The sequence below is a fragment of the Antarcticimicrobium luteum genome, from assembly GCF_004358185.1.
Lineage (GTDB): Bacteria > Pseudomonadota > Alphaproteobacteria > Rhodobacterales > Rhodobacteraceae > Antarcticimicrobium > Antarcticimicrobium luteum.
In genome coordinates this window covers 22,432-43,892 of record NZ_SMUV01000050.1, presented here as the reverse complement: position 1 = coordinate 43,892, position 21,461 = coordinate 22,432, and the positions used below count along the sequence as shown (strand labels likewise).

General features: G+C 69.5%; 17 protein-coding genes. 10 read left to right on the top strand and 7 right to left on the bottom strand.

Annotated features, from left to right (window positions below):
* Window positions 1-50 precede the first annotated feature (50 nt).
* The 7 genes from E1832_RS04435 to E1832_RS04405 all read right to left on the bottom strand — a co-directional run bounded on the left by E1832_RS04435 (window position 51) and on the right by E1832_RS04405 (window position 11,954).
* Entirely contained in the window at window positions 51-455 is a 405-nt protein-coding gene (locus E1832_RS04435; RefSeq protein ID WP_133358529.1) for a (R)-mandelonitrile lyase, read from the bottom strand.
* 52 nt (window positions 456-507) lie between these two features.
* The gene (pbpC, locus tag E1832_RS04430; protein ID WP_133358528.1) at window positions 508-2,556 is read right to left on the bottom strand and encodes a penicillin-binding protein 1C; all 2,049 of its coding nucleotides are present in this window, start codon (window positions 2,554-2,556) and stop codon (window positions 508-510) included.
* Complete coding sequence (locus tag E1832_RS04425) at window positions 2,549-3,103, bottom strand: putative glycolipid-binding domain-containing protein (protein ID WP_133358527.1); 555 nt, start codon at window positions 3,101-3,103, stop codon at window positions 2,549-2,551. Before E1832_RS04425 ends, pbpC begins: the two co-directional genes overlap by 8 nt.
* A complete protein-coding gene (locus E1832_RS04420) occupies window positions 3,103-8,550 on the bottom strand; it encodes an alpha-2-macroglobulin family protein (RefSeq protein ID WP_133358526.1) in 5,448 nt (1,815 codons plus the stop codon). The genes E1832_RS04425 and E1832_RS04420 overlap by 1 nt, the downstream gene beginning before the upstream one ends.
* Window positions 8,551-8,654: 104 nt before the next feature.
* Window positions 8,655-9,434, bottom strand: a complete 780-nt coding sequence (yaaA, locus tag E1832_RS04415) for a peroxide stress protein YaaA (protein WP_133358525.1) — start codon at window positions 9,432-9,434, stop codon at window positions 8,655-8,657.
* Between the two features lie 32 nt (window positions 9,435-9,466).
* Complete coding sequence (gene recQ / locus E1832_RS04410) at window positions 9,467-11,512, bottom strand: DNA helicase RecQ (protein ID WP_133358524.1); 2,046 nt, start codon at window positions 11,510-11,512, stop codon at window positions 9,467-9,469.
* Window positions 11,513-11,666: 154 nt separating this feature from the next.
* On the bottom strand, window positions 11,667-11,954 hold the full coding sequence (locus tag E1832_RS04405; protein WP_133358523.1) for a YggT family protein: 288 nt from the start codon (window positions 11,952-11,954) through the stop codon (window positions 11,667-11,669).
* A 207-nt stretch (window positions 11,955-12,161) separates the two neighbouring features.
* On the opposite strand from E1832_RS04405, the gene E1832_RS04400 reads away from it, so the two are divergent.
* The 10 genes from E1832_RS04400 to E1832_RS04355 all read left to right on the top strand — a co-directional run bounded on the left by E1832_RS04400 (window position 12,162) and on the right by E1832_RS04355 (window position 21,285).
* Window positions 12,162-13,499: an MFS transporter gene (locus E1832_RS04400; RefSeq protein WP_133358522.1), complete on the top strand. Its 1,338-nt coding sequence runs from the start codon at window positions 12,162-12,164 to the stop codon at window positions 13,497-13,499.
* Window positions 13,496-14,368 carry a penicillin-insensitive murein endopeptidase gene (gene mepA / locus E1832_RS04395; RefSeq protein ID WP_133358521.1) on the top strand — a complete coding sequence of 291 codons (873 nt, stop codon included), beginning with the start codon at window positions 13,496-13,498 and terminating at the stop codon, window positions 14,366-14,368. Before E1832_RS04400 ends, mepA begins: the two co-directional genes overlap by 4 nt.
* A complete protein-coding gene (locus E1832_RS04390; protein ID WP_133358520.1) occupies window positions 14,341-15,231 on the top strand; it encodes an esterase-like activity of phytase family protein in 891 nt (296 codons plus the stop codon). Before mepA ends, E1832_RS04390 begins: the two co-directional genes overlap by 28 nt.
* 91 nt (window positions 15,232-15,322) lie before the next feature.
* The gene (locus tag E1832_RS04385) at window positions 15,323-15,952 is read left to right on the top strand and encodes a queuosine precursor transporter (RefSeq protein WP_133358519.1); all 630 of its coding nucleotides are present in this window, start codon (window positions 15,323-15,325) and stop codon (window positions 15,950-15,952) included.
* A 277-nt stretch (window positions 15,953-16,229) separates the two neighbouring features.
* Window positions 16,230-16,649, top strand: a complete 420-nt coding sequence (gene arfB, locus E1832_RS04380; protein ID WP_133358518.1) for an alternative ribosome rescue aminoacyl-tRNA hydrolase ArfB — start codon at window positions 16,230-16,232, stop codon at window positions 16,647-16,649.
* Between the two features lie 191 nt (window positions 16,650-16,840).
* The gene (locus tag E1832_RS04375) at window positions 16,841-17,587 is read left to right on the top strand and encodes an SDR family oxidoreductase (protein WP_133358517.1); all 747 of its coding nucleotides are present in this window, start codon (window positions 16,841-16,843) and stop codon (window positions 17,585-17,587) included.
* 47 nt (window positions 17,588-17,634) lie between these two features.
* Window positions 17,635-18,660: a P1 family peptidase gene (locus E1832_RS04370; RefSeq protein ID WP_133358516.1), complete on the top strand. Its 1,026-nt coding sequence runs from the start codon at window positions 17,635-17,637 to the stop codon at window positions 18,658-18,660.
* Window positions 18,661-18,779: 119 nt separating this feature from the next.
* Entirely contained in the window at window positions 18,780-19,232 is a 453-nt protein-coding gene (locus E1832_RS04365) for a c-type cytochrome (RefSeq protein ID WP_133358515.1), read from the top strand.
* Window positions 19,233-19,437: 205 nt separating this feature from the next.
* Window positions 19,438-19,965 (top strand): isopentenyl-diphosphate Delta-isomerase, encoded by a 528-nt coding sequence (idi, locus tag E1832_RS04360; protein WP_133358514.1) that lies wholly within the window; start codon window positions 19,438-19,440, stop codon window positions 19,963-19,965.
* 60 nt (window positions 19,966-20,025) lie between these two features.
* Window positions 20,026-21,285 (top strand): flavin-dependent oxidoreductase, encoded by a 1,260-nt coding sequence (locus E1832_RS04355; RefSeq protein WP_133358513.1) that lies wholly within the window; start codon window positions 20,026-20,028, stop codon window positions 21,283-21,285.
* The last annotated feature ends 176 nt before the right edge of the window (window positions 21,286-21,461 follow it).

The window sequence follows — 21,461 nt, the reverse complement described above, 5'->3', positions numbered from 1 at the left end:
GCGGCGGTTTTCGGGGCCGTCCAGAGCGATCCGCACGCCCCCGTGCACGCTTATTCCGGGCTGCGCAGATAATCGGCGTCGCTGACCTTATCCAGCCATGTGGCGGCGCTGCCGTCTTCCTTTTCCTGGATCGCCAGATGCACCATCGCGGTGTCGGGCGCGGCGCCGTGCCAATGCTCCTCCCCTGGCGGGATCCACACGGTGTCGCCGGCGCGGATGCGCTGCGGGGCCGCGTTGCGCAACCCGATCAGGCCGGAACCCGACAGCACGTGCAGCGTCTGGCCATAGGGATGGGTATGCCAGGCGGTGCGCGCGCTAGGGGCAAAGCTGACGCGGGCGGCGTTGACGCGGGCCGGTTCCGGCGCGTCGATCACCGGATCGAAGCTGACCGCGCCGGTGAAATAGTCGGGGTTGGGATCGGTGGTGGGGCGGCTGCCCACGGGAAAGATCTGCATGATGTCCTCGGGGTTGGATCGGCGTTCTTCAGGGATGCCACGTCTGCGCGGATCATTCCAGTTCGACCGAGACGCGGTCGCTGAGCCCGTCGCGGTCCACCACGACAAGGGTCGAGAATCCCCTGCCCGGGCTGGGAATGTCGACCTCGCGCGCGCGCAGGGCGGTCGCCACCGGCGCCCCGTTCGCCAGAACCGTAAAGGGCGCCGCGCCGCCGTTGAGCTTCAGCGTCAGCCGTCCGTCGCCAAGCGCGAGCCGCGCGCCATCGGGCGGAAAGGTCAGCATCGGCCCGCCGGTGGCGGTCAGCGCCGCGCCGCGCGGGCGATAGCGGCGCAGTGGCGGCGGCAGCTCGGCGGTGCCGAGGATCAGCGTCTCGGGCGGCGGCGCGGGCAGCGGTTCGATCTCGGCCTTCAGCCGCCCGAAGGCCTCGAACAGCACCGGCGCGGCCAGATCGCCGCCAAAGGCGCCCGGCACCGGGGTGCCGTCGGCGCGCCCCATCCAGACGCCGATCACATGGCCGCCGTCGAAGCCCACCGCCCAGGCATCGCGGTGACCGTAGGAGGTGCCGGTCTTGTAGGCCAGCGCATGCGCCGGGGCGCCCGGCGGCGGCGCCAGTCCGCGCAGGATATCGCCCAGCTGCCAGGCCGCGGCGGCCGAGATCACCCGGGCCGTCTCTGCCCGCGGTGCCTCCAGCCGGTCGCGCAGGACCGGCCCCTGACCGCCCCCGGCGATCACCGTGTAAAGCTGCACCAGATCGCGCAGGCTGGTGCCGACCCCGCCCAATGCGATGGCGAGCCCCGGCGCGCCGCCGGGCAACCGCGGATGCGCCTCGGCGCGGCGCAGCGCCCCCATCACCCGCGCGGGGCCGAGATCGTTGGTCAGTTTCACCACCGGGATGTTCAGCGACATCTGCAACGCCGCCCGCACCGGCACGTCGCCCCTGAATTGCCCGTCGAAATTATGCGGCGCATAGCGGCCGAACATCACCGGCCCGTCGCGGATCAGCGTTTCGGGATGCACCAGCCCCTGATCGAAGGCGAGGCCGTAGACCAGCGGTTTCAGCGTCGATCCGGGCGAGCGCAGCGCGCGGGTCATGTCGACGAACCCCTGGCGCCGCTCCGCCCCGGCATAGGCGGGCGAGCCGACAGCGGCGAGGATCTCGCCGCTGCGGTGATCGGCGATCAGGAGCGCGGCGGAGACGCGCGGCCCCGCCTTGCGCGCCGCCTCTTCCACCAGCGCCTCCATCCGCGCCTGAAGCCCGGCCTCCAGCGTCACGTCGTGGCGCGGCGCCAGCGGATCGGCGGCGCGCAGCGCATCGGCCAGATGCGGCGCCAGCAGCGGAAACGGGCGCATCGCCTGCGGCAAGGGCGCACGCGCCGCCGTCGCCGCCTGTTCCGCCGTCAGCACGCCACGCGCTTGCATCCGGGCGAGCACCCGCGCACGACCGGCGCGGGCCGCCTGCGGATGGCGGTCGGGGCGGCGGGTTTCCGGCGATTGCGGCAGCGCGATCAGCAGCGCCGCCTCGGCGGGCGTCAGCCGCGCGGGTTCCTTGCCGAACCAGGCCAGCGTCGCCGCCCGTATTCCCTCCAGATGGCCGCCAAAGGGCGCGTGGGTCAGGTAAAGGGTCAGGATCCGGTCCTTGTCCAGCCGCCGCTCCAGCGCCAGTGCGACGCGGATCTGCCGCAGCTTGCCCGCCCATCGCCCGGTGCCGCCGTCCTCCAGCAGCCGCGCCACCTGCATGGTCAGCGTCGAGCCGCCGGAGACCGCCCGCCCGTTCCACAGCGCCTGCGCCACCGCGCGGCCCATCGCCAGCGGATCGACGCCATGATGGCGACGAAACCGCTTGTCCTCATAGGCCAGCAGCATCGCGAGATAGCGCGCGTCCACCCCGCCAGCGGGCGGCGCGGCCAGCCGCATCAGCCCGTCGGCCACCGGATAGGCGCGCAGCAGCACGCCGTCGCGATCCCGCATTTCCACCGAGGTCTCCGACAGCACCACCGGCAGGTCGGTCGCCGCCACCCAGGCGTCGCCCGCATCCCGCAGCGCCGCCGCGCTGTAGAGCAGCAGCGCCAGCGCGAAGAACCCGCGCGCCGCCCTAGCCATCGACCCAGCCCTCCCAGAGCCCGGGGTAACGGGTGACGAAACCCGAGGGGTGCACCTCCAGCCGCGCCTCGAAATTGGCCGAGGTATAGGCGACGCTGCCATCCTCCTGAGGGCAATAGCTCTGCTCCAGCGGCGCCAGCCGGTCCAGCCCCGGCACCAGCCAGGCCGCCCGCACCGGAACCGGCCCTTCTGGCATCAACCGCCGCAGCGGCAGCAGGTTGGTCGCCGGGGTGAAACTCAGGTCGATATCGGTGCAGCCCGCCGTGCCCGGCTGCTCCACCCCGTTCATCCGCCACCCCTGCGGCCCGGACAGGATGCGCAGCGCCACCGGCGCGCCGGCCCGTTCCCCGGCGATATCGGCCGAAAGCGTCGCCCAGTCCGGCCCGCAGCGCACGGTATAGAGGAGCGAGGACTCTTCGCCGCCCTCCTGCCAATGGACCTGCCCGGTCAGCAGCCAGCCGTTCTCGGCCCGCGCCAGCGTGCAGCGGTCGGTGCCCTCGCCGTCGAGCCGCCGCCAATGCGCCATCGCCAGCGCGCGCCCGGGCATCACCGGGTCACCGTCACCTGGCCGGTTTCGCCCCGTGCGCGGAACCGGGGACGGTACATGTCCTCGACCGAGGCCGCCGGATGGTGGAACACGCCGGGCGTCACCGCGCGCACGATATAGGCCAGCGTCACTTTCTTCGCCTCGCGCATGTCGAGGGCGGCCAGGAACCGGTCGGAGCGGAACTCCGCATGTTCCGCCGCCGAGGGTTTCAGCCAGTCCAGCGCCCGCACATCGCCCGAGCGCAGCAGGTTCGGATTGTCGATCTCGAAGCCGGCGGGCAGCGGATCGTCCACCATCAGCCGCGCGCCCGCCGCCTCGAACGGGGTGACCTCGATCACCGCCACCATCCGCTCGCCCACGGCAAAGCGGTCGCCGTCCACCGGCACCCCCTCCAGGCTGTAGTACTTCCGGCTGATCGCATAGCCGGTGCCGCCCGCCTCCGGCGCCACCTGCGGAACGCCGAGCGTGGTCAGGGTGATATCGGTGGCCTGCCCGTCGGCGGCGGTGATCTCCACCCCCGGGGCCGGCGTGTCATCGGCGCGCATCTGCACGAAGGGGCCGGTGATCGGCGCGCCGTCGACGCGCAGTCCCGACTGCTCGGGCGATGCGATCAGCGCATGCGCCGCCAGCAGCGACCAGGCCGCCTCCTGGGTCGAGGGGCGCAGATCGGCGCGGGTGATCCTTGCGGTCAGCGCATCCCGGTCCACCGCCGCGCTGCCCGCCTCGGCCGCCAGCGCCAGCACGCCGGCCGCATCGCGCAGGTCGGTGCCATAGTCGGCGCGCCACAGGCGGCCGGTTTCGGGCCGGTTCTCGATCAGCTTTGCGGCGCGGGCGAACATCGCGTCGGCGCGCGGCTGATCGCCATAGGCGGCCAGCGCCGCGCCCAGTTGCGCGGCAGCCAGCGGCGTGGCGAAATCATCCGCCTTCACATCGGCGTAGTAACGCAGATCGCCCATCGCCGCCGCGCCCTCGCGCGCCAGCACCATCAGCGCATAGGCCACGTCGCGGCCTGCGTCGTCACCGGCATCGAAATCGGGGGCGTAGTTCACCCGGTTGCGCAGGTTGTCCAGCGCCTGGCGGAACGCCCGGTCAGGCACCTGATGCCCCTCGGCCTTTGCGCGCGAGAGGAAATCGGTGACATAGGCATCGAGCCAGAAATCCCCCGATTCCGCCCGCCAGAGGCCGAACGACCCGTTCGGCGCCTGCCGCGTCAGGATGCGGGAAACCGCCCCGGCGATCCGCGCGTCCACCGCCGGGCCGTCGCCCAGCCCGGTCGCCCGGGCCACGGAAGAGAGGTAGAGCAGCGGCAGCGCCTTGGAGGTCACCTGTTCGGTGCAGCCATAGGGATACCGGTCGAGCCGCGCCAGCAGTCCCGGCGCGTCGAACCGCGCCAGCGGCCCGGCCGAGAGGATCGCGCTTGCCGTGCCCGGCATCAGCCCGGCAAAGACATCGTCGCTGAACACGAACCGGTCGCCCGCCCCCAGCGAGAACCGCCGCGTCTGCGCCACCACCGGATCGTTGCTTCGCACCGGCAGCCGCAGGCTTTGGGTCAGGGTCTGGCCGTCCGGCGTGGTCAGCGCCAGCTCGATGATCGGATCGCCCACGCCCACGGCGCGCACCGGCACCTCGACCACCGCCTTGCCGCCCTCGGTCAGATCGAAGGGCGCCGGACCCGCGCCCAGCGCGATGCCGGGCCCGCGCGCGGTCAGATCCAGCGCCATCCGCCCGGCGGGGCCGTCGGCATGGACCACCTCCAGCCGGATCCGGCTTTCGTCCCCGGGAGCCAGGAAGCGCGGCAGGCTGGCGGTGACCACCACCGGGTCGCGCACCAGCATATCGGCCTCCGCCTGGCCCACCGCACCGAGGGTCCAGGCCACCGCCATCAGCCGCACGGTGCCGTTGAAATCGGGCAGCTCGATATTGACGAAGACCGCGCCATCGGGGCCCACCTGCACCGGGCCGGAGAACACCGCCATCAGATCCTGCGTCGGCGGCGGCGACTGCATCCGCATCCCCGCATCGGCGTCGCCGCCCGAGCGCACCACGCCCATCGCCCCGTTCATCCCGTCGATCAGCCGGCCATAGACGTCGCGCAGCTCGACCCCCAGGCGCCGCTGGCCGAAGTAATGCCCCTGCGGATCGGGGCTTTCGAAGCCGGTGAGATTGAGAATGCCCAGATCCACGGCGGCCAGCGTCAGCCAGGCCCGCTCGCCCTCGGCCGCGCCCGCCACGGTGACGCGCACGCGCTCGCTGCCGCGCGGCCGGGTCAGTTCCGGCGCGTCGATGGTGACCTGCAGGGCCTTGTCGCCGGGATCGATGGCGGCATGCGCCAATCCGATGGCCCGCGCCGGGTTCTGCCCTGCCGCCACATCCATCGGCCGGATCACCGTCGCCTCGACATAGGCGCCGGTGCCCCAATCGGCGGTCACCTCCAGCGGAATGACGGTCTCGCCCGCCTCCACCGTCACCGCCCGACGCGAGATCACCCGATCCGCCATCACCGTGATCAGCGCGGTGCCGCCCGCGCGCGGCACGATCCGCAGTTTCGCGGTGTCGCCCACCGCATAGCTTTCGCGGTCGAGCGACAGATCCAGCCGGTCGGGGGTAGAGGCCGCATCGGCCGCGACATACCAGCCCGCGTAGAAATCGACCGAAGAGGCCGCATAACGCCCGTCGGTCCGCTCCACCACCAGCTCGTATTCGCCCCAGTCGACCGGCGCGGAAACCACCAGAGGCGCGCCGCCGAGTGTGGCCTCGCCCCCGGCGATGCGGGCCCGCCGCGTCACCGGCTCCCAGTTCCAGTTGCCGTAAAGCTGATACCACTGATACCGGGTGGTGACCCGGTTCAGGGTCCAGCGCACCGCCATCGGCTCGGGCGTCAGCTCGGGCGAGAGGCCGATCACCTGGAACCCGGCTTCGGTCCCCTCGGCCACCACCTCGTCGAACATGGGCTTGATGCCGATCACCGGCCCGTCCGGGCGCACCGGCACGCTCAGCCGCCGCTCCACCGGCCGGGCGGAGCCGTCCGCCAGCCGCGCGATCACGGTCGCCTCCAGCGGCTGACCGCCCGCCTCGGGCCGCGGCAGTTCCACCGCCACGGTGGCCAGACCCTGCGCATCGGTGCGCGCGCCGCCGAAATAGCTGCTCTCGGCGCGACCGGCCGCGTCATGCCGGCCGAAGCGATAGCCGGGCCAGCCCGCCACCTCGGTCGCGGGGCGCAGCAGAACCTGCCCCTCGACGCTCAGATCCGCTCCCGGCGCGCCGAACAGATAGCGCGCGGTGATCGACAGCGGCGGCGTGTCGCCCGCGCGCAGCGGCGCGTCGGGCAGCGCCAGATCGAAATCGATCCGCTCGGGCAGGAAATCCTCGACCAGCACCGTCTGGCTCGCCAGCGCCGGGGCATCCGGGTCGGTCCTGATCTCCAGCCGCCAGGAGCCGCGCGGCGCGCTCGCCCCAACCGGGAAAGAGAACACATGCCCCCCCGCATCGCCGCCGCCGGAGATGCGGCGGCGGTATTCCACCCCGTCGGGGCGGCTGAGAATGGCGATCAGCGGCAGCCCCTTGATGGCCTTTGCGGCGCCGTCGCGGGCCAGTGCGGTGGCATGGATCGTCTCGCCCGCGCGATAGGCGCCGCGGTCGGTGGTCAGGAACACATCGACCGGCCCGGCGGGGGGGCGCCCCTCGACGCCGCGGTCGGAAAGGTCGAAGGCCGGTTCGGTCAGCGACAGAAAGCTCAGATCGTCCTCCCCCTGCCGCGCCACGACCAGCGCCGGGGCGCCGCCGCCACTGCCCCGGGTCAGCCCGGCGTCGAACAGGGTGTGCCCCTCCGCATCCGTGGTCCCCTTGCCCAGCACCGCATTGGCGCGCGACACCAGCGTCACCTCGACTCCGGCGCGCGGCTGCGCGTCCGAGAGCCCCGCGACCTGCACATGCAGCCCCTCCGTGCCCGATATGGTGGTAAGCCCCAGATCGGAGAGCACGAACCACTGGGTCGCGCCCGGATCGTCATAGGGATCGGCCCCCGGCACCCTGGCCGTCAGCACATAGATCCCCGGCCCCTGTCCGGCGATGGCCTCGCCCATCGGCAGCCGGGTGGTCATGTCGCGGTTCAGCGCGTTGCCCACCTCGGCCGTGCCGGTCCAGACCTGCTGCGCCACGCTGTCGGCGAAATCCTCTTCCTGCCAATAGGACAGGGGACGCGCGAAATAGTCCTGCTGCATCGCCCGGATCAGGTTGCGGTCGCTGACCCGGCGCAGGGTCAGATCGAGGGTGTCGACGTTGACCGTCTCGACCGGCAGCGCGGCATCGGCCGATTTCGGCAGCACATAGGCGCGGCCCGGAAACCGTACTGTCGGGCTGCGATCCTGTACGTAATGGGTCAGCGTGACGTCCTTCTGCAGCACCTCGCCGCTCGCCGCCGGCAGCCCCCGGCGAAAGGTAATGCGATAGCGCGTGCCATGCTCCAGCCCGTCGACGCAGAGCTGCCGCCCCTGCGGCTGCACCGCCAGTTCCGGCGCGGGCAGCCGCAGGAAGGGTTCGTAATCCACCCCCGCCTTGACCAGACCCTCGGAGAATTCGGCGCAGATGCGCGGCACGTCGGTATCGCTCTCGACGCTGCTGTCGGTGATGCGGAAGCCGTATTTTCCGATGGCATCGTCCAGCGCGGCCAGGATGTCGTCGCGCGGCTGGATATCGCTGGCCAGCCGCAGCGCCGGGATCATGTCGCGGCCGCGCCCGCGCCGTTCCAGCGCCTGGGCCAGCACGCTCAGCGCGGTGGCGCGGGCAGCATCGGTATCGGCGCGCAGATAGCCGTTGATCGCCGCCTCCTGCGCGCGGCGCTCATAATCGCGCTGGCGGCTGCTGCTGTCGCTGCGCAGGAGCAGCATCAGGCGGGCATATTCGCTCCAATAGGCGCCCGCATCGGTCAGCGAGACGACGGCGCCGGTCCAGTTCGCCGCGCGCTGGAGGTTGCCCGATTGCCGGCTTTCGGTCATCGCGTCCAGGACGGCCTTCAGTTCCATGCCCCCGGCACGGTGGATCAGGCCTAGCGTCCGCGCCCGGTCGCGCGCCTGCGCCAGATCGCTCTCGCCCAGAAAATCCAGATCGACGGCGCGCGCCAGGCCGCGCGCGGTGACGGCGGCGGGCGTCGTCAGTTTCTCGGCCGAAAGCGCGCCGTCATAGGGGGCGCGTTCACGCACCCCGCTTTTCGGGAAACAGGAATTCGACCGGGTGTTATAGGTAAAGGCGACACAGCGCGGATTGGCGGTGCAGGCGCGCAGGCAGCTTGGCAGGTCGGTATCGAACAGCGCGTCGAGGTCCGAGCCATAGAAATCCATGTCGTTGGTGACGACATATCGAAACTCGGGCGTTGCCTGCTGTGCCGATGCCGAAATGCCCCAGAGGGCCGCGAAAACAAGGCCGAGGGCCGCGCGCAGAATCCGTTCCATTTCAATACTCCGTGCTATGGCTCAAGGCTCGCACGGCATATGGGGATTTGGCAACGGTTTCCGCGCCGGCCCTGCCGGATCGGCGGGGCCGGACCGGGCGCGCGTCAGGCGGTGCCGACCTCATAGGGGCGGAGGAAGACCGGCCTGTTGTCCGCCGACAGATCGGGGCGATAGACATAGCCGCCGCTGTCGAAATCGGCGAGCGCGGCCGGATCGGTCAGCCGCCGCTGGATGATGAACCGCGCCATCGCGCCGCGCGCCCGCTTGGCGTAGAAGCTGACGATCTTGGGCGCGCCGCCCTTGTCCTCCATGAACACCGGAGTGACCACCCGCAGCTTCAGCGCATCGGCATCGACCGCGCCGAAATATTCCTGGCTGGCGCAGTTGACCAAGACGTCGGTGCCCAGCGCCTCCGCCTGTGCGTTCAGCGCGCCCGAAATCCGGTCGCCCCACCAGTCGTAGAGCGATTTGCCGCGCGGCGTCTTCAGCCGGCTGCCCATCTCCAGCCGATAGGGCTGGATCGCATCGCGCGGCCGCAAGATGCCATAAAGGCCCGACAGGATGCGCAGATGATCCTGCGCCCAGTCCATTTCATCGGGATCCAGCGAGGCGGCCTCCAGGCCCTGATAGGTGTCCCCGGCAAAGGCCAGCGCGGCGGGGCGGGTCTCTTCCGTTCCCGGGGCGTCAACAAAATCGCGGAACCGGCCGCGGTTCAGTTTCGCCAGATCGGCGCTGATCTTCATCAGCTTTTGCAGATCTTCCGCGCTCAGCCCGCGCGCGACTCCGGCCAGTTGCGCCGCCTCGCCGGCAAAGGCCGGTTCGGTGGTTTCGAGATCGCGTTCGGTCCAGTCCAGCTTTTTCGCCGGCGAGATCACAACCAACATATTCCGCCCCTCAGATGGTTTCCCGGCCTGATCTAGCCCGCGTCGCGCAGCACGTCCAGAAAGGCCGGGCCGAACCGTTCCGCCCGCCGTTCGCCAAGCAGCCGCACCAGCGCGGATTCGTCGGTGGGGCGCTGCTGCGCCAGTCTGGCAAGCTGCGCCGCCGAACAGCTGAGCGGCTTTTCGATGCCGCCCGCGCCGCGGGCCAGCCCCGCCTGCGCCTCCAGGAGCCGGTCGAAAAGGCTGCCCGCCTCGCGCCCGGCCAGCTTGCGGCGGGCGGGGTGGGTCTGGGCCGCCTCGCCGTTGATCACCTCGAGAAAGGCCGCGCCATAACGCTCCAGCTTTTTCGCGCCGACGCCGTTGATCCGCGCCATCTGGTCGAGGTTGGCGGGCCGGGTCTCGGCCATCTCGATCAGGGTGCGATCGGGAAAGATGACATAGGCGGGCACCTTGGCGGCCTCGGCCAGCGCCCGGCGTTTGGCCTTGAGCGCCGAGAGCAGCGGCGCGTCCTCCTCCGAGACCAGCGCCTTGACCGCCGGGCGCCGCTCCTGCGCGGCCCGGCGCAGGACGTCCTTGCGCAGCGTGATGTTGCCCTCACCGCGCAGGATCGGCAGCGCGGTGTCGGTCATCCGCAGCGCGCCATGGCGTTCGGGATCGGGGCGCAGCAGGTCGCGGCCCATCATCTGGCGAAAGATCGCGGACCACTGGCGCTTGTCATAGTCGCGCCCCACCCCGAACGTGGGCAGACGGTCATGGCCCCGCTCGCGGATGCGGTCGGTCTGGTTCCCGATCAGGATGTCGGTCAGGTGCCCGGCGCCGAACCATTCCTCGGTGCGCAGGATCGCCGAGAGCGCCATACGCACCGGCGTCGTCGCGTCGAACAGTTCGGGCGGCGTTTCGCAGAGGTCGCAGTTGCCGCAGGGTTCCGACGCCTCGCCGAAGTACTCCAGCAGCGCCTGACGGCGGCAGCCCAGCGCCTCGGCCAGCCCCAGCAACGCATTCAGCCGGGCGTGATCGGCGGCGCGGCGTTCCGGCGGGGCCAGCCCCTCGTCGATCTGGGTGCGGCGCAGGCGGATGTCGTCAGGACCGTAGAGCGTCAGGGTTTCGGCCGGGGCGCCGTCGCGCCCGGCGCGGCCGATCTCCTGATAATAGGCCTCGATGCTTTTCGGCAGATCGGCATGGGCGACCCAGCGGATGTCCGGCTTGTCGATGCCCATGCCGAAGGCGACGGTGGCGACCACGATCAGCCCGTCCTCGCGGGCGAAGCGGACTTCGACCGTGCGGCGGTCCCCGGCCTCCATCCCGCCGTGATAGTGACAGGCGTTGTGGCCCTCATCGCGCAGCGCCTGGGCCAGCGCCTCGGTCTTGGCCCGCGTGCCGCAATAGACGATGCCGGAGCGGCCCCGTCGCGCCGCGGCAAAGTCGAGGATCTGCCGCCGCGGCCCGTCCTTGGCGGCAAAGGCAAGGTGGATGTTGGGCCGGTCGAAACCGCGCAGGAAGCTGCGCGGCGGCACCCCGTCGAACAGTTTCTGAACGATTTCGTCCTGCGTTTCGGCATCCGCGGTGGCGGTAAATGCGGCCAGCGGCACGTCCAGCGCGCGGCGCAGATCGCCGATGCGCAGGTAATCGGGGCGGAAATCATGGCCCCACTGGCTGACGCAATGCGCCTCGTCCACCGCGATCAGGCTGACGCCGATCCGCCGCAGCATTCCCAGCGCCGCGCCCGAGGCCAGCCGTTCCGGCGCCATGTAGAGCAGTTTCAAACGCCCGGCCTCCAGCGCCGCCCAGACCGCGTCGGTCTCCTCCTGGGTATTGCCCGAGGTCAGCGCGCCGGCCTCGACGCCCGCCTCCTGCAACCCGCGCACCTGGTCGCGCATCAGCGCGATCAGCGGCGAGATGACCACCGTCACCCCCTCGCGCAGCAGCGCGGGAAGCTGGAAACACAGGGATTTGCCCCCGCCGGTGGGCATGATCGCCAGCACGTTCTCGCCGGCGGTGACCGCATCCACGATCTCTTCCTGGCCGGGGCGGAACGCCTCGAATCCAAACACGTCGCGCAACAGCGGGGATGGCCCGGGCATTCAGGAAGCCTCGTGTAAGTTATTTTCGACCTGCTCTTGGCGGCAGTTTCACACACTAAGAATCGGGGGACAAGGGCGGCAGGCCCGGGCGCAGGCAGGCGGCGCCGGTGTCACGCGATGTCCGCCGGCATGCGCTGCCGGCAGGGGGCAATGATCAGTAGAACATCATCATGTTGTTCTGCAGCACGATGCGCAGCGCGATGATCGCCAGCAGCACCACCAGCGGCGCCAGATCCAGCCCGCCCATCGGCGGCAGCAGGCGCCGGATCGGGCCATAGAGCGGCTCCAGCACACGGTTCAGCCCGTACCAGATCTGCGCCACCAGTTGCTGACGCGTGTTCAGCACCTGGAAGTTGATCAGCCAGCTCATGATCACATGCGCGATGACAAAGAACCACACGACGTCCAGAACCAGCATCAGGATTTGAAACAGCGACTGCATCGGATTTTTTCCCTTTCGAAACGCCCTCGACCTAAGGCGGACGCGGGCAAAGGGCAAGGGGGCCGTCCCCGCGCCGCCGGAAACAGGGCGCCGGCATGATGTGCCGCAAAAGACGCGATAGCCCCGCGATTGCGCCGCGGCGGCGGGTTTCCTGTTTCGCGTGCGGAGCGGAGTCCTTACCATCCGGTCAAAACACGGGGGTGGGGTATGGCGGCGATTTCTGCGCGCAGACGGATCTGGGGTTGGTTCTTTTTCGACTGGGCCAGCCAGCCCTACAACACCCTGCTGATCACCTTCATCTTTGCACCTTATGTCAAGGAACTGATGGGCGACGGCAGCGCCGCGCAATCGGCCTGGGGCTTCGGCATAGGGGCGGCGGGGGTGGTGATCGCGCTGCTGGCGCCGACGCTGGGGGCGATGGCGGATCTTGCGGGCAACCGGCTGCGCTGGATCTGGTTGTTCTCGGGGCTCTACGTGATCGGCTCGGCGGGGCTGTGGTTTGCCGCGCCGGGCGATTTCAACCTGATGCTGACGCTGGTGCTGTTCGCCATCGGCATGATCGGGATGGAGTTCGCCACCATCTTCACCAACTCGATGCTGCCCGATCTGGGCAGCCGCGAAGAGATCGGCCGGCTGTCGGGCAACGGCTGGGCCTTCGGCTATCTCGGCGGGCTTCTGGCGCTGGTGATCATGCTGGGCTTTTTCGCCGAGAGCGCGGCCACCGGCAAAACCTTCTTCGGGCTCTCTCCGGCGCTGGGGCTGGACCCGGCGATGCGCGAGGGCACCCGGTTCGTCGGGCCACTGACCGCGATCTGGTACGCGGTGTTCATGATCCCGTTCTTTTTGTGGGTGCGCGATCCGGCACCGCGCCGGGCGCCGCGGGGCGCGGTTTCCGCCGCGCTGCGCGATGTGGCCCGGACGGTGCGCAACCTGCCGCGGACGCCGTCGCTGTTCGCCTATCTGGGCTCGTCCATGTTCTATCGCGACGCCCTGAACGGGATGTATACCTTTGGCGGCATCTACGCCGCCGGCGTGCTGAACTGGACGGTGGTCGATACCGGCATCTTCGGCATCCTGGCCATCATCTTCGGCGCCATCTTCGCCTGGATCGGCGGCCGCGCGGATGAGCATTTCGGCCCCAAGCCGGTGATCACCACCTGCATTCTGTTGCTGACGCTGGTGGCGATCGCCATCGTCTTCATCAGCCGCACCAGCGTCTTTGGCCTGCCGGTGGCTGAGGGGTCGTCCTTGCCGGATCTCGCCTTCTACGTGGTGGGCGCGCTGATCGGCGCGGCGGGCGGCGTGATCCAGTCGGCCAGCCGGACGATGATGGTGCGCCAGGCCAACCCCGAGCGGATGACCGAGGCCTTCGGCCTCTATGCGCTGGCCGGCAAGGCGACCAGTTTCATCGCCCCGTTGAGCATCGGCGCGGCGACCCTGATCAGCGGCAGCCAGCAGATTGGCGTGACCCCGCTCATCGCGCTTTTCCTGATCGGGCTGATCCTGCTACGCTGGGTCAAACCGCAAGGAGACTATGCCGCATGACGCGCCTGTTCGCATCGCTCTTCCTGATCCTGGCGCTGGCCGCCCCGCAGGTCATGGCCGAGCCGCTTGCGAAAGAGTTGTTCGGCGCCAAGACCACCGCCTCGCAGCAGCGTCCGGCCCCCTATGGCGGCTATGCCAAGGGCTGCGTCGCCGGCGCGGTGCAACTGCCGGAAACCGGGCCGACCTGGCAGGCGATGCGGCTCAGCCGCAACCGCAACTGGGGTCACCCGGACGCCATCGAATTCATCGAACGGCTGGGCACTTTCGCCGCCACCCTGCCGGGGTGGGAGGGGCTGTATATCGGCGATATCAGCCAGCCGCGCGGCGGACCGATGACCTCAGGGCATCGCAGCCACCAGCTTGGCCTCGATATCGATATCTGGATGCTGCCGCCCAAGCGGCTGGACCTCAGCCGCCAGGCGCGCGAGAACATCTCGTCGATTTCCCTGCGCAAGGCCAACGGCGCCTATGTGAACGCGAATTGGACCGCGCAGCACCACGCGCTTTTGCGGGCTGCGGCGCAGGATCCGCGGGTCGCCCGCATCTTTGTCTTTCCCGGCGCCAAGGTGCGGATGTGCAAGGACGAGAAGGGCGACAGGCGCTGGCTGAGCAAGATCCGGCCCTGGTGGGGGCATCACTATCATTTCCACGTGCGTCTGCGCTGCCCGCGCGGGAAGCGCCGGTGCGAGAATCAGGCGGCGCCGCCGTCCGGGGACGGCTGCGCCGATGCGCAGAAATGGGTGAACGACATCCTCAACCCGCCGCCGCCCAAGCCGCGCGATCCCAATGCGCCGCCGCCCAAGAAACGCCGCGAATACGTGCTGTCCGATCTGCCCCGGCAATGCGCCTCGGTTCTGCGCTCGCAGTAGTCGCGCTGCTGCTCGCCGGCTGCGAGCGGGAGGGGGCCGAAGGCCCCGGTGCGGCGCAATTCCTGTCCGCCCACGACTGGGAGCGGGACGAGGCGTGGTTCGGCGGCTTTTCGGGGCTGCATGTCTTTGCCGGCGGCGCCCGCGCGCTGGTCCTGAACGACAGCGCCCGGCTGGTCGACCTGCGGCTGACCCGCGATGGGGCAGGCCAGATCGCCGGGATCGACCCGCAGATGCGCTGGCGACTCCGCTCCAGCGAAGGCAAGAACCTGAGCGGCCGGATCGCGGATGCCGAGGGGCTGGCGATCGGACCCGGCGGCGCGCTCTATGTTTCTTTCGAGGGGGTGCATCGTGTCGCCCGCTACGACAGGCCCGACGCTCCGGCCAGGGTGCTGAATGCGCCTCAGGTGTTTCGCGGTCTGCCCGAGAACGGCTCGCTCGAGGGGCTGGCGATCGACGCGCGCGGGCGGCTCTACACGCTGCCGGAATCGGGGCGCGACGCGGCGGGCCGGATCCCGGTCTATCGCCGCGACGCCGAAGGCTGGGCGGTCGCCTTTACCCTGCCAGCGCGCGGCCGGTTTCTGCCGGTGGGGGCCGATATAGGCCCCGATGGCCGGCTTTACGTGCTGGAGCGGGCGGTGAGCCTTTTCGGCTTTCGCAGCCGGCTGCGGCGCTGGAGCCTGACAGACACCGCGGCGACGGACGAGGAGACCCTGTTGACCACCGCCGCCGGAACCCACGACAACCTCGAGGGGCTGTCGGTCTGGCGCGACGCGGATGGCGCCCTGCGCGTCACCATGATCTCGGACGACAACTTTCTGGCGCTCCAGCGGACCGAACTGGTCGAATACCGCCTGCCGGATTAGCCTTGCGCAAGGGCGGCAGAGACATTAGACGCCGCCTGTCCGCCAATGGGGCGGGCCAAGTCGCCGCAACCTTGTCAAAACGGGCAAAAAAATGAACCGCACCCATATTCCCGGCATTCTTGCCATGGCCGCCATTGTCGTGGCCTCCAACATCCTGGTCCAGTTCCTGTTCGGCCAATGGCTGACCTGGGGGGCCTTCACCTATCCCTTTGCCTTTCTCGTCACCGACGTGACGACCCGCGTCTACGGCACGGTCGCCGCGCGCAAGGTGGTGTTCGCCGGGTTCGTCACCGGCGTGATCTGTTCGCTGATCGGCACCCAGATCATGGGCGAGTTCGGTCCGCTCGTCACCGTTCGGATCGCCGTGGGATCGGGCATCGCCTTCCTCGTGGCGCAGATGCTGGATGTCAGCATCTTCTCGGCCCTGCGTGGCGGGCGCTGGTGGCGGGCGCCGCTGGCCTCGACGCTGGTCGGCTCCTCGCTGGACACCGCGCTGTTCTTCAGCATCGCGTTTTCGGCGCAGCTGATCTGGCTGGAGCCGGCCAACGACGTGGCCTGGGCCAATGAGGCGCTGCCGTTGCTGGGCCTGGGCCCGGCGGTGCCGCTCTGGGCCTCGCTGGCGGCGGCCGATTGGCTGGTGAAACTGTCGCTGGCGCTGGCGGCGCTGCTGCCCTTCCGCCTGATCGTTACGCGATTGACCGCGCGCCGCCGCCCCGCCTGACGATTTTATTTGGCGTTTCGCGGCCTCCGTGTCACTCTGAGCTTAACCGAAACAGAGAGAACAGGAGGTGATCCAGTGTCGAGAAAGGTATTGGAGCGAGGTGTCGGGACAGCGCGGGGGGCGGCCAGCTAGGGCAACCCCAGGCGGATAGCCCGCCCGCGTGGATCGGTCGATGATCTAACCGGCCCCACCTCCAGAAACTTTCGAAAGGGCCGCCCGCGGGTGGCCCTTTTTCGTGCCCCTTTTTCATGGCTGCCAGCCGGAGTAGTCTGCGCCCATGATGCGGATCACCGACGATATAGAGATTGCCGACTGGGAGATCACCGAACAGTTCGTCCGTGCCTCGGGGCCGGGTGGGCAGAACGTGAACAAGGTCGCCACCGCCGTCGAGCTGCGGTTCGAGGCCGAACGCTCTCCGGCGCTGCAGGGGCCGGTCAAGGCGCGGCTGAAGCGGCTGGCCGGGCGGCGCTGGACCAAGGACGGCGCCATCGTCATCCAGTGCGACGAAACCCGCAGCCAGGCCCGCAACCGCGAGATCGCCCGCGCGCGGCTGGCCGAGCTGATCCGCCAGGCGCTGGTCCGCCCCAAGCGGCGCATCCCCACCAAACCCACCAAGGGCTCGGTCCGCCGCCGGATCGAATCGAAAAAGGCCCGGGGCGAGGTCAAATCCCTGCGCGGCAAGGTCGACGGGGAGTAGGGGTGCAGCCCCCTGCAACACGGGCCTGACGCACAGAACAAGCCGCGCCCTGCGGGCGTGACTCCGCGCGGGTGCGCTTGGCTCGGAGGGTGGCCGCAGGTCATTGTGAGGGGACAGGCAACGCGCCAGCTTGTGCGCCCCCCGCCGTCGCCCTAAGCTCCCGCCGAACCGGAATGGGAGAGGGAAACGCCATGAGACTGAACGGAAAAACCGCCATCGTCACTGGTGGCGCATCGGGTTTCGGCGCGGGCATCGTGCGCAAGTTCCTGGCCGAGGGCGCCCGGGTTATGATCGCCGATATAAACGGTGACGCCGCCGCCGAAATGGCCGCCGAACTGGGCGCCGGGACCATCGCGCAAACCGTCGATGTCTCTGACGCCGCCTCGGTTCAGGCCATGGCCGAGGCCGCGCTCGCCGCCTTCGGCCAGCTCGACATCCTGGTCAACAACGCCGGCGTCACCCATCTGCCCACCCCGCTGGACGAGGTGAGCGAGGCGGAATTCGACCGCGTCTTCAACGTCAACATGAAATCGGTCTACCTGACCGCCCGCGCGCTGGTGCCGCATATGAAGGCGCGGAAGTCCGGGGCGATCCTCAACATCGCCTCGACCGCCGGAGTCAGCCCGCGGCCCCGGCTCAACTGGTACAACGCCTCCAAGGGCTGGATGATCACCGCCACCCGCACCATGGCTGTCGAACTTGCCCCCGAGGGCATCCGGGTCAACGCGCTGAACCCGGTGGCGGGCGAAACGCCGCTGCTGAAATCCTTTCTCGGCGAGGACACGCCGGAGATGCGGGCCAAGTTCCTTTCCACCATCCCGATCGGCCGCTTCTCGACCCCCGAGGACATGGGCAACGCCGCCGCCTTCCTCTGCTCGGAGGAGGCCAGCATGATCACCGGTGTGGCGATGGAGGTCGACGGCGGGCGCTGCATCTGACCGACCCCACGACAGCACGACAACCGCACGATGACTGGACAAGGCGAATGATCCCCGGCCCCCGCAACCTGATCACCGACGTGCCCGGCCTGATGGTCGGGAACGCGCAGGACGATACCCTGAAATCCGGCGCGACCGTGCTCACCGCGGCGCGGCCCTTTACCGCCTCGGTGCAGGTGATGGGCGGCGCGCCGGGCACCCGCGAAACCGACCTGCTGGCGCCCGACAAATCGGTGGCGAAGATCGACGCGGTGGTGCTCTCGGGCGGCTCGGCCTATGGGCTGGATGCCTGTTCGGGAGTGATGGACGCACTGCGCGCGCGCGGGCGGGGGTTCCGCATCGCCGATGCGGTGATCCCCATCGTGCCGGGCGCGATCATCTTCGATCTGCTGAACGGCGGCAACAAGGATTGGGCCGAAAACCCCTATCGCGCGCTCGGCCGCGCGGCCTTCGAGGCCGCCTCCGAAACCTTTGCCGTCGGCACCATCGGGGCAGGCACCGGGGCGCTGACCGCGATGCTAAAGGGCGGGCTTGGCTCGGCCTCCTTCGTGCTCGACGACGGCACCACGGTGGGCGCGCTGGTCGCCGCCAACCCGATGGGCAGTGTCACCACCCCCGGCGACCGCCACTTTTGGGCCGCGCCTTTCGAGGTCGACGGCGAATTCGGCGGCCTCGGCCCCGATCCGGCCGCCGGGCTGGGCCGCGATCTGGAAAGCCGCAAGCTGATGACCATGCTGGCGCAGGCGGGCGACGCCGCGCAGGACCGCGCCAATACCACCATCGCCATCGTCGCCACCGATGCCGATCTGACCAAGGCGCAATGCCTGCGCGTGGCCACCGCCGCCCATGACGGCATCGGCCGCTCAACCGTGCCGGCGCATTCGCCCGGCGATGGCGATCTGGTCTTCGCGCTCTCCACCGGCGCCCGGCCGATGGACCGCCCCGACCGCGACCTGACGCGGATCGGCCACGCCGCCGCGCTGTGCCTGAGCCGCGCCATCGCCCGCGCGGTCCATGCCGCCACCCCGGCCCCGGGCGATCTGCTGCCCTGCTGGTCGCAGACCGCCGGCTGACCGGGGCCGGTCCGCTGCTGCACCTGCGTCGCAACCGCGCGGGGCGGCATAGCGTGGATTGACTCTCGCCGATCCCATCTACCTAATCCGTCACAGCCAATTCTAATGGAGAGGAAGCCATGAACCGTCTGATTGCCACTGCGATTGTTGGTCTGCTCGCGTCCCCGGCGCTGGCCGAGGGCGACGTTGCCAAGGGGGAAAAGACCTTTGGCAAATGCAAGGCCTGTCACTCGATCGTATCCGATGCCGGCGAAACCATCGTCAAGGGCGGCAAGACCGGCCCGAACCTTTTCGGCGTGGTCGGCCGCACCGCCGGAACCTATGAGGATTTCCGCTATGGCGACGATATCGTCGCTGCGGGCGAGGCAGGGCTGGTCTGGGACGAGGAAACCTTTGACGAGTATGTGAAGGATCCGCGCAAGTTTCTGCAGGAGCACCTCGGCGACAAGGGCGCCAAGTCCAAGATGACCTTCAAGCTGAAGAAGGGCGGCGATGACGTCTTCGCCTATCTGGCCAGCCTCGCACCGGCACCGGCCACCGAGGGCGAGACCGAAGAGAAATCCGGCGACTGATCCGTCGCAACCAAGACAGCTGGCCAGGGCCGCGGCAGTCCACGCCGCGGCCCGACGCGTTCTTGTCCAGGCGGGGCAGAGGGGATATGCAGCCGCCGCCCGCCTCCGGCGGATGCGCCCGGCCCGATCCACTGCAGAGTTCCGCGATGATCCTTTTCCCGCCCCAAATCCCCGATCTGACGGCCCCGGCCCGCCGGAGCCTGCGATGAGCCTGAAAATCCCGGCCTGGGTCGAGGGCAGGCTGACACCGGTGGACAAGCTGGAAGTCCATCAAAAAGGGCTGCGCCACAAGGCTGTCTCGGTCTTCGTGCTGCGCGGCGACGCGATCCTGCTGCAACGGCGCGCGCTGGGCAAATACCACACACCGGGGCTCTGGGCGAATACCTGCTGCACCCATCCGCATTGGGACGAGGCGCCGGAGGTCTGCGCCCTGCGCCGCCTGGAGGAGGAACTGGGCATCACCGGTCTGGACCCCGAGTACCGCCACCGGTTGGAATACCGCGCCGATGTGGGCGGCGGCCTGACCGAGCATGAGCTGGTCGAGGTGTTCGTCGCCCGGGTGGAGGGCACCTTGGATATCCACCCCGACCCCGGCGAGGTGATGGAGACGCGCTGGGTCGATTATCACGATCTGAAGCAGGAAATCGCCCGCCACCCGGACCGGTTCACGCCGTGGCTGCGGATCTATCTCGATGGCCACACCGACGAGATTTTCGGCGCGGCCACCTCCTGAGGCTTGCACTGGGCGGGCCATGCTGCTTGATAGCCGGTCAAACAGCGGGAGGCGCCTGATATGACCATTCTCATCGCCGGGGGCGGGATTGCCGGGCTCAGCCTGGGGCTGACGCTGCACCAGATCGGGCTGCCGTTCCGCATCTACGAATCAGCGCCCGAGGTGCGCCCGATGGGCGTCGGGATCAACCTTCAGCCCAACGCGGTGCGCGAGCTGTTCGACCTGGGGCTGGAGGAGGAGCTGGCGAAGATCGGGGTAAAGACCCGGCAACTGGCCTTCTACTCCAAGCTCGGCAACCCGATCTGGGAAGAGCCGCGCGGCATCGCGGCCGGCTATGCCTGGCCGCAGTATTCGGTGCATCGCGGCAAGCTGCAGATGATGCTCTATCATGCGCTGATCGCCCGGGCGGGGGCGGATTGCATCGTCACCGAGGCCCGCGCCACCGGGTTCGAAGGCGGACCGGAGGGCGCCACGTTGCTGCTGGAGGGCGGCGAAAGGATCGCGGGCGATCTGATCGTCGCCGCCGACGGCATCCATTCGGCGCTGCGGGCGCAGATGTATCCCGATGAGGGCGCGCCGATCTGGGACGGGCGCATCCTGTGGCGCGCCACCACCCGGGCGCCGGATTATCACGGCGGCGGCTCGATGGTGATGATCGGCCATGACGATCAGCGGGCGGTGGCCTATCCGATCTCCGATCCGGACCCCGAGACCGGTCTGGCCACCATCAACTGGATCGCCGAGAAACGCTTTGACCCCGGCGACGACTGGCGGCGCGAGGATTGGAACCGTGCCGCCCGGATCGAGGAGTTTCTGCCCGATTTCCGGGATTGGCGCTTCGGCTGGATCGACCTGCCGCAGCTCATTACCGGCGCCGAGGCGGTTTATGAATACCCCATGGTCGACCGCGATCCGCTGCCGCGCTGGACCGAGGGGCGGGTGACGCTGATGGGCGATGCGGCGCATCCGACCTATCCGGTCGGCTCGAACGGCGCCAGCCAGGCCATCGTCGATGCCCGCACCATCGGCGCCCGGCTGCTGGACCACGGGGTGACGGGCGCGGCGCTGGCGGCCTATGAGGCCGAGATCCGCCCGCTGACCACCGCCGTGGGGCTGGCCAACCGCGCCGGCGGCGGCCCCGACGCGGTGATGCAATGGGCCGAGGACCGCTGTGGCGGCGATTTTGCCAATATCGATGACGTGATCCCGCGCGCCGAACTGGCCGCCCATGCGGCGAAATTCAAATCCATCGCCGGGTTTTCCATCGCCGAGCTGAACGAAAAACCACCGATCATCCCGACCGGGGCGCGGGTGGGGTGAGCGCCGCACAGATCTGAAACGGAGTTCTGAGCCAATCCCCCTGCGCGGAACAAGGCCGCAGGCCGCCGCGCAAGCGCCGGACCGGCCGTCGCACCGGAGGTGCGCCACTTATTGGTTGGCAAGCCTGCGGCGTGACGGGCCAGGCGCTTGGTCGATGTGTGTACGCCGATCAGATG